The 6,232-nt window shown below is 55.7% G+C and carries 5 protein-coding genes and 2 pseudogenes; all 7 read right to left on the bottom strand.

The features are described from left to right. Window positions 1-70: 70 nt before the first annotated feature. Window positions 71-376, bottom strand: coding sequence for a LysR family transcriptional regulator (locus R7Q41_RS23520; RefSeq protein WP_001255015.1), 306 nt, complete (start codon window positions 374-376; stop codon window positions 71-73). Window positions 377-403: 27 nt separating this feature from the next. Further along, window positions 404-1,618, bottom strand: a complete 1,215-nt coding sequence (gene floR / locus R7Q41_RS23515) for a chloramphenicol/florfenicol efflux MFS transporter FloR (protein ID WP_000214122.1) — start codon at window positions 1,616-1,618, stop codon at window positions 404-406. Between the two features lie 216 nt (window positions 1,619-1,834). After that, the gene (locus tag R7Q41_RS23510) at window positions 1,835-2,719 is read right to left on the bottom strand and encodes a DUF3363 domain-containing protein (protein ID WP_001447541.1); all 885 of its coding nucleotides are present in this window, start codon (window positions 2,717-2,719) and stop codon (window positions 1,835-1,837) included. Between the two features lie 30 nt (window positions 2,720-2,749). Then, window positions 2,750-3,778 (bottom strand): annotated as a pseudogene (locus R7Q41_RS23505) (IS91-like element ISVsa3 family transposase); the annotation flags it as partial. A 13-nt stretch (window positions 3,779-3,791) separates the two neighbouring features. Next, window positions 3,792-4,127 (bottom strand): annotated as a pseudogene (locus R7Q41_RS24545) (toprim domain-containing protein); the annotation flags it as partial. Between the two features lie 82 nt (window positions 4,128-4,209). Beyond that, on the bottom strand, window positions 4,210-4,722 hold the full coding sequence (locus R7Q41_RS23500) for a dihydrofolate reductase (RefSeq protein WP_086371372.1): 513 nt from the start codon (window positions 4,720-4,722) through the stop codon (window positions 4,210-4,212). Window positions 4,723-5,067: 345 nt separating this feature from the next. Beyond that, window positions 5,068-6,232: IS91-like element ISVsa3 family transposase (locus R7Q41_RS23495; RefSeq protein WP_000320694.1), on the bottom strand; the 1,165-nt coding region annotated here is incomplete at its 5' end.

Below are 6,232 nucleotides of genomic sequence, written 5' to 3'. Positions count from 1 at the left end.
GCTTAGCGGAAAGTTCTTTTACCCTCAGCCGAAATGCCTGCCGTTGCTAGACATTGCCAGCCAGTGCCCGTCACTCCGCGGTCTTCACTGCGTGATCGAGTTGATCGACACCCGCCGTGACACGCTCCATGAAGTGCCTGCCTGCGTCTGTTAGCCGAACGCCCCGCGCATGGCGCTCAAATAGCAGGACACCAAGGTTATCCTCCAGCGCTTTCACACGCGCGCTGACGCTCGACTGGCTGATACCAAGTGCCTTGGCCGCATGCCGAAAATTCAGATGCTCGGCGACGGCGATGAACTGAACAAGGGAAATGAGCGGTATCCTGCCAGACAGGATACCGACATTCACGAGGTTTCGATGGTTAGTGCGCCGCATCGGAGCGGGCCTGCTACCAGTCGTCGGTTAGACGACTGGCGACTTCTCGGTGGCAGCCCCACGGAGCCGAAGGAGCACCAGCCCCAACGAAACCAGTACCGCCATCGCCGTGGCGTAACAGATCACGGGCCACGCTGTGTCACCGTTTAAAAGTGCCACCGCCAATGTCCCGACAATGCTGACTATCAGGCTTTGAACGCAGAAGTAGAACGCGACCGCTGATCCCGCGATGTCGTCGAACTCTGCCAAAGCGCCGTTCGCGGTAACGGACACCGTGAAGACAATACCGACCGCGACAACCCACATCGGTAGGATGAAGGTGAGGAATGACGGCGAGCCGTAAAGTTCGCCGATCCCCAACAGGACCGCTCCGCAAACAAGCAACGCCATCCCACGCGCCACGCATCCTGCGATGCCCCATCTGGCGACAAAGGACTTCGCGAAACGGGTTGTCACGATCATTACAAGCGCGACAGTGGCGAAGGCAAAGCTGAATCCGATCTCGGAATATTCCGCTTGGCCTATGAGCACACGGGGAGCCGTCGAGAAGAAGACGAAGTAGGTGCCCATACCGGCGCTAAAGCCGACAGTGTAAACCCAAAAAGCCGGACTCGCGAAGATCGGCAAGACAGATCGGCGCGTCTTGACTTGATCCAGAGGGCGGGTTTCGTGCCACCTGAAACCCGCATTTAGGAGTGCGAGCATCGCCAGTATAGCCAAAGTAATGAATATCGCCTGCCATCCCAAGAACTCGCCGATCAATACTCCGGCGATAGGGCCGAGCGCAGGCACGAACGCCAGCATCGAACTGAAAAGGCCGTAGATGACGACACCCTCAGGACGGTTGGCATAAACGTCGCGAACCGTCGCGAACGTCGCCACCAGCATGGCCGACGCGCCCACTGCTTGAAGTAGACGGAAAGCGACAAAGGCCGGTGCAGTTGAAGACCAAGCTGCTCCCAGAGACGCAATGACGAAAGCCGTTGCGCCCGCAAGTAGAATTGGCCGTCGCCCGATTCTGTCTGAGAGCGGACCAAAAATCACCTGGCCCACGCCGAGCATCACCATATAGAGGCTCAACGTGAGTTGGATCATAGCGGGCGTCGTGTTCAGGATGCCGGGCATCGCTGGAACGACAGGGAGATAAATATCCATCGCCAGTGAAGCGAGGATGTCGAAAGGAGCCATCAGCAGCAGTGCTGCCGGCAGCGTATAGGCCCACGCGGGGCGTGTGGTGGTCATGACGAATCAACCCTCGATTAAGGAATACCGGGCGACGTCTGCTCGTCAGCAATCAGATGAGACTAGCCTTACAGAGCGCCGCAACAACAATACTGGTTGTTGCGGCTTACTTGTCTGCTGACTTGGAATTTCCCATCTGATTACTCCACGCTTACGAATATGAATTGCTACATTTTATCCGATTATCTTTTGCTTCGCAATGCGGCATGGGCGCACTCAGCGTTCCAGCCCCCTCTGCCGCCCTAACTGCCACGACACCGACCCGCCCTGCACGATGCCCATAACCTCGCGGCCGAGTTGGCGGTCGATGATCGGCCGCCACGGGACAAGGGTGAACTCATGGGATTTCTCGACCACGGCGAACTTGCCGCTCGATAGATGCACGGTTCCGGTAAACTTGCCGCTGACGCTCTCGCCGTCCGTGGCGGCGCGGAACGGCAGGCCCTTACTCAAAGCCATATCCGATCCGACGCCGGCTACCTCGCGCTCCCGCAGGATGGCGAGAAGGTTGCGCCGGTAGAAGACGCGGCTGTCCCGGCTGCGGGTGGCGTCGCCCTGTTCGATATGGTGCTCGCGGCGCTGGTCCATGGCTTCGCGGACTTGTTGCCCGAAGCCGGTTGGCGCAAGGTCGGCCGTCTCGCCGTGGATCAGCCGCCGGTCCAGCCAGGTCGCGCCGTCCGATCCGATCTGTTTGTTCAGATCGACCGGGGAAAGGACGCGAACGCTGGCCTGACTGTCTCGGCCGGCGTCATGGGCGGCGGCACGGCTGACCAGATCATCGGGGATGCGCCATTGGTCGGCGTCGATCCGCTCGACGATACCGGCCCGGCGTAGCGCCTCCAGCCGGCGCACATGGGCATCGACATAGCCCTCATAGTCGCCGCCTGGAACGCGGCACGTATAGGAAGAATAAACGCCCTTTTCACCCAAGTCCAACAGCTTTGGACCGCAGTTGACTCTTTCGACACCCCTGCGATGCAACCCAATCCGGCTGACGGGGAGCCAGCAACGCTGAAAATTTACCCTCCTCTTTCCCACTAGCGGCTCCTTTTCCGACAACCAGCACGGCGGATCCCTGCCGCGGCGCTGTGAACGCAGCATTTTGATTGGTATCGTTGGCCTTCAGGCTCGTCAGTCAAACAGACCCAGGAGCAGCTCAGCCGGTGGCGCCCGGCTTTCGGGTAACGCCCTGGTCCCGCTGGTTTCGGCTTTGTGCTTCAGGTGATCAAGGATCTGCTTGATCACTATAGGGTCTTCAATGCAGGCGATGACTTTCATGGCGCCGCCGCAGCCGCTGCAGGTCTCGATGTCGATATTGAAAACACGCTTGAGCCGTTGCGCCCATGTCATCGACGCTCGCCGTTGTGCTGGTGTTGCCGGTTCATCAGCCACCCTGACCTTGTTGCCCCTGCCCCGTTTTGCCGGCGTGACCAACGCCCGGTGCCGACTGTTGGGTGCGAACACCCCGTGGAAGCGGGTTAGGTTGACTCTGGGCTTCGGTACCAGGGCGGCCAGCCTTGCAATGAAATCCAATGGTTCGAAAATGACGTGCGTGGTGCCGTCCCGGTACGGCGTCTTGAGCTGGTAGCGCACGTTGCCGCCTCGTGTTAACGACAGCCGCTTCTCGGATACCGCCGGGCGGCTGATGTACCGGCACAGCCGTTCGAGCTTCTTGCGTTCATCGGCCCTGGCCGCCACGCCGGCGTGCAGGCTGGACCCGGCTACCTTGCCAATCCCGTCACCGAACGGATCACCACTGGTCGGCAGAGTTTGCAAAGTGAACACCTTTCGCCCCGCCTGTGAACCGACAGCGATACGGTAAGTGATCGAGTGCCCCAGCAGGGGTGTCATCGGGTCGTCATCCACCGCATCCGAGGCCAGATAGCTGTTTTCGACATCCCGTTCCAGCAGGCCTTGCCGTTCCAGATAGCGACCCACCCGGTGGGCGATGGTGTGCGTCAGCTGGGTGAGCTCTGGGCTGGTCGGCGCCTTGACCCAGCGGAAACGCGCTGAGCCGTGGGATTGCTCGACATACACACCGTCGAGAAACAGCATGTGGAAGTGAACATTCAGATTGAGCGCCGATCCAAAACGCTGGATCAGGGTGACCGCGCCCGTCTTGGCCACTTGGTGGGTATGGCCCGCTTTCTTGACCAGGTGCCAATACCCATCTTTGTATCAACTCCCCTTCCTGCCCGGCATCCCCGCAATTGATGACTTCAGAACAAGATGCTACCAATTTTTCAATAACAGCAAATTGCCTTTTTACTCCATCGTTATCAATTAGTTTAATGCCAAATTTTTTAGGTACAATTGGCAGATCTTCCAATTTCCAGTATTTCCAATTTTCTTTGTAATCATGGGGTTCATTCAATGTACACAGATGGCCAAAAGTCCAGGTTACCCAATAGCCATTTCCTTCATAAAAGCCGTTGTTGCGTTGTTTTGCACCAATTACTTCGGCAATATCTTTTGCCACAGAAGGTTTTTCAGCTATACATAAAATCATAAGGAGGCAAAGTTAGTAAGGTCGTTGAAGTTTTGAAACCGTTACATACAAAACATTTCAACAAAAACAGTAAGTTTTAGAGTTATTTACGTGTATATTTTTTTATTTCAAAAGCAAAAGCGTGTTTTTCATCAATACCCTGTTTCAGTACAGTTTCACTATTCCACTCAGATTCAGAAAATTTAGGAAAAAAAGTATCTGCGTCAAACACTCCATCTACTTGTGTGATATACATTTCTTGAAGGATGTTTCGCTGCATAACTTCTGCATAAATTTGTCCCCCACCAATGATGAAAACAGTTCTTTCGGTTTCATTTTTATAGAACTCTAAACATTCAGTAAGTGAAAAAAAGACATGAGCTCCTGGTGCTTGATAGCCGATTTGGTGAGTTAAAACGGCATTTTCACGATTTGGCAAGGGTCTAAATTTCTCAGGAATAGATTCATAATTTTTACGTCCGGTTATTACTACATGACCTGTTGAAGTTTCTTTAAAGAATTTCATATCAGCCGGCAATTTCCATAACAAATCGTTGTCTTTACCAATGCCAAAATTTTTATCCATGGCAACAATTAATGATAGTTTCATAATGATCGGTATTGAATAATTAATTTTTTATTTGAGGCATTAAGCACATGCAATAATTTCTCAATTGGTTTTTTCACCTTTTCTTTCAAATGTAACTCATCTGCAGTTTGAATCATACGTATAGGAAGAATAAACGCCCTTTTCACCCAAGTCCAACAGCTTTGGACCGCAGTTGACTCTTTCGACACCCCTGCGATGCAACCCAATCCGGCTGACGGGGAGCCAGCAACGCTGAAAATTTACCCTCCTCTTTCCCACTAGCGGCTCCTTTTCCGACAACCAGCACGGCGGATCCCTGCCGCGGCGCTGTGAACGCAGCATTTTGATTGGTATCGTTGGCCTTCAGGCTCGTCAGTCAAACAGACCCAGGAGCAGCTCAGCCGGTGGCGCCCGGCTTTCGGGTAACGCCCTGGTCCCGCTGGTTTCGGCTTTGTGCTTCAGGTGATCAAGGATCTGCTTGATCACTATAGGGTCTTCAATGCAGGCGATGACTTTCATGGCGCCGCCGCAGCCGCTGCAGGTCTCGATGTCGATATTGAAAACACGCTTGAGCCGTTGCGCCCATGTCATCGACGCTCGCCGTTGTGCTGGTGTTGCCGGTTCATCAGCCACCCTGACCTTGTTGCCCCTGCCCCGTTTTGCCGGCGTGACCAACGCCCGGTGCCGACTGTTGGGTGCGAACACCCCGTGGAAGCGGGTTAGGTTGACTCTGGGCTTCGGTACCAGGGCGGCCAGCCTTGCAATGAAATCCAATGGTTCGAAAATGACGTGCGTGGTGCCGTCCCGGTACGGCGTCTTGAGCTGGTAGCGCACGTTGCCGCCTCGTGTTAACGACAGCCGCTTCTCGGATACCGCCGGGCGGCTGATGTACCGGCACAGCCGTTCGAGCTTCTTGCGTTCATCGGCCCTGGCCGCCACGCCGGCGTGCAGGCTGGACCCGGCTACCTTGCCAATCCCGTCACCGAACGGATCACCACTGGTCGGCAGAGTTTGCAAAGTGAACACCTTTCGCCCCGCCTGTGAACCGACAGCGATACGGTAAGTGATCGAGTGCCCCAGCAGGGGTGTCATCGGGTCGTCATCCACCGCATCCGAGGCCAGATAGCTGTTTTCGACATCCCGTTCCAGCAGGCCTTGCCGTTCCAGATAGCGACCCACCCGGTGGGCGATGGTGTGCGTCAGCTGGGTGAGCTCTGGGCTGGTCGGCGCCTTGACCCAGCGGAAACGCGCTGAGCCGTGGGATTGCTCGACATACACACCGTCGAGAAACAGCATGTGGAAGTGAACATTCAGATTGAGCGCCGATCCAAAACGCTGGATCAGGGTGACCGCGCCCGTCTTGGCCACTTGGTGGGTATGGCCCGCTTTCTTGACCAGGTGCGTGGCAATGACGCGGTAAACGATGCCCAGCACCCACCCCATGATCTCGGGCCGGCTGGCAAACAGGAAACGCAGCTGAAACGGGAAGCTCAACACCCACTGACGCATGGGTTGTTCAGGCAGTACTTCATCAACC

It is taken from the genome of Vibrio sp. 2096 (assembly GCF_033339595.1).
GTDB lineage: Bacteria > Pseudomonadota > Gammaproteobacteria > Enterobacterales > Vibrionaceae > Vibrio > Vibrio alginolyticus.
The sequence above is the reverse complement of the archived record's forward strand: the minus strand, read 5'-3'. Positions and strand labels throughout refer to the sequence as shown.

Coding starts and splice junctions, on each gene's coding strand:
- R7Q41_RS23520 (WP_001255015.1), bottom strand. CDS start 376: ATGCGGCGCACTAACCATCGAAACCTCGTGAATGTCGGTATCCTGTCT.
- floR (WP_000214122.1), bottom strand. CDS start 1,618: ATGACCACCACACGCCCCGCGTGGGCCTATACGCTGCCGGCAGCACTG.
- R7Q41_RS23510 (WP_001447541.1), bottom strand. CDS start 2,719: ATGCTGCGTTCACAGCGCCGCGGCAGGGATCCGCCGTGCTGGTTGTCG.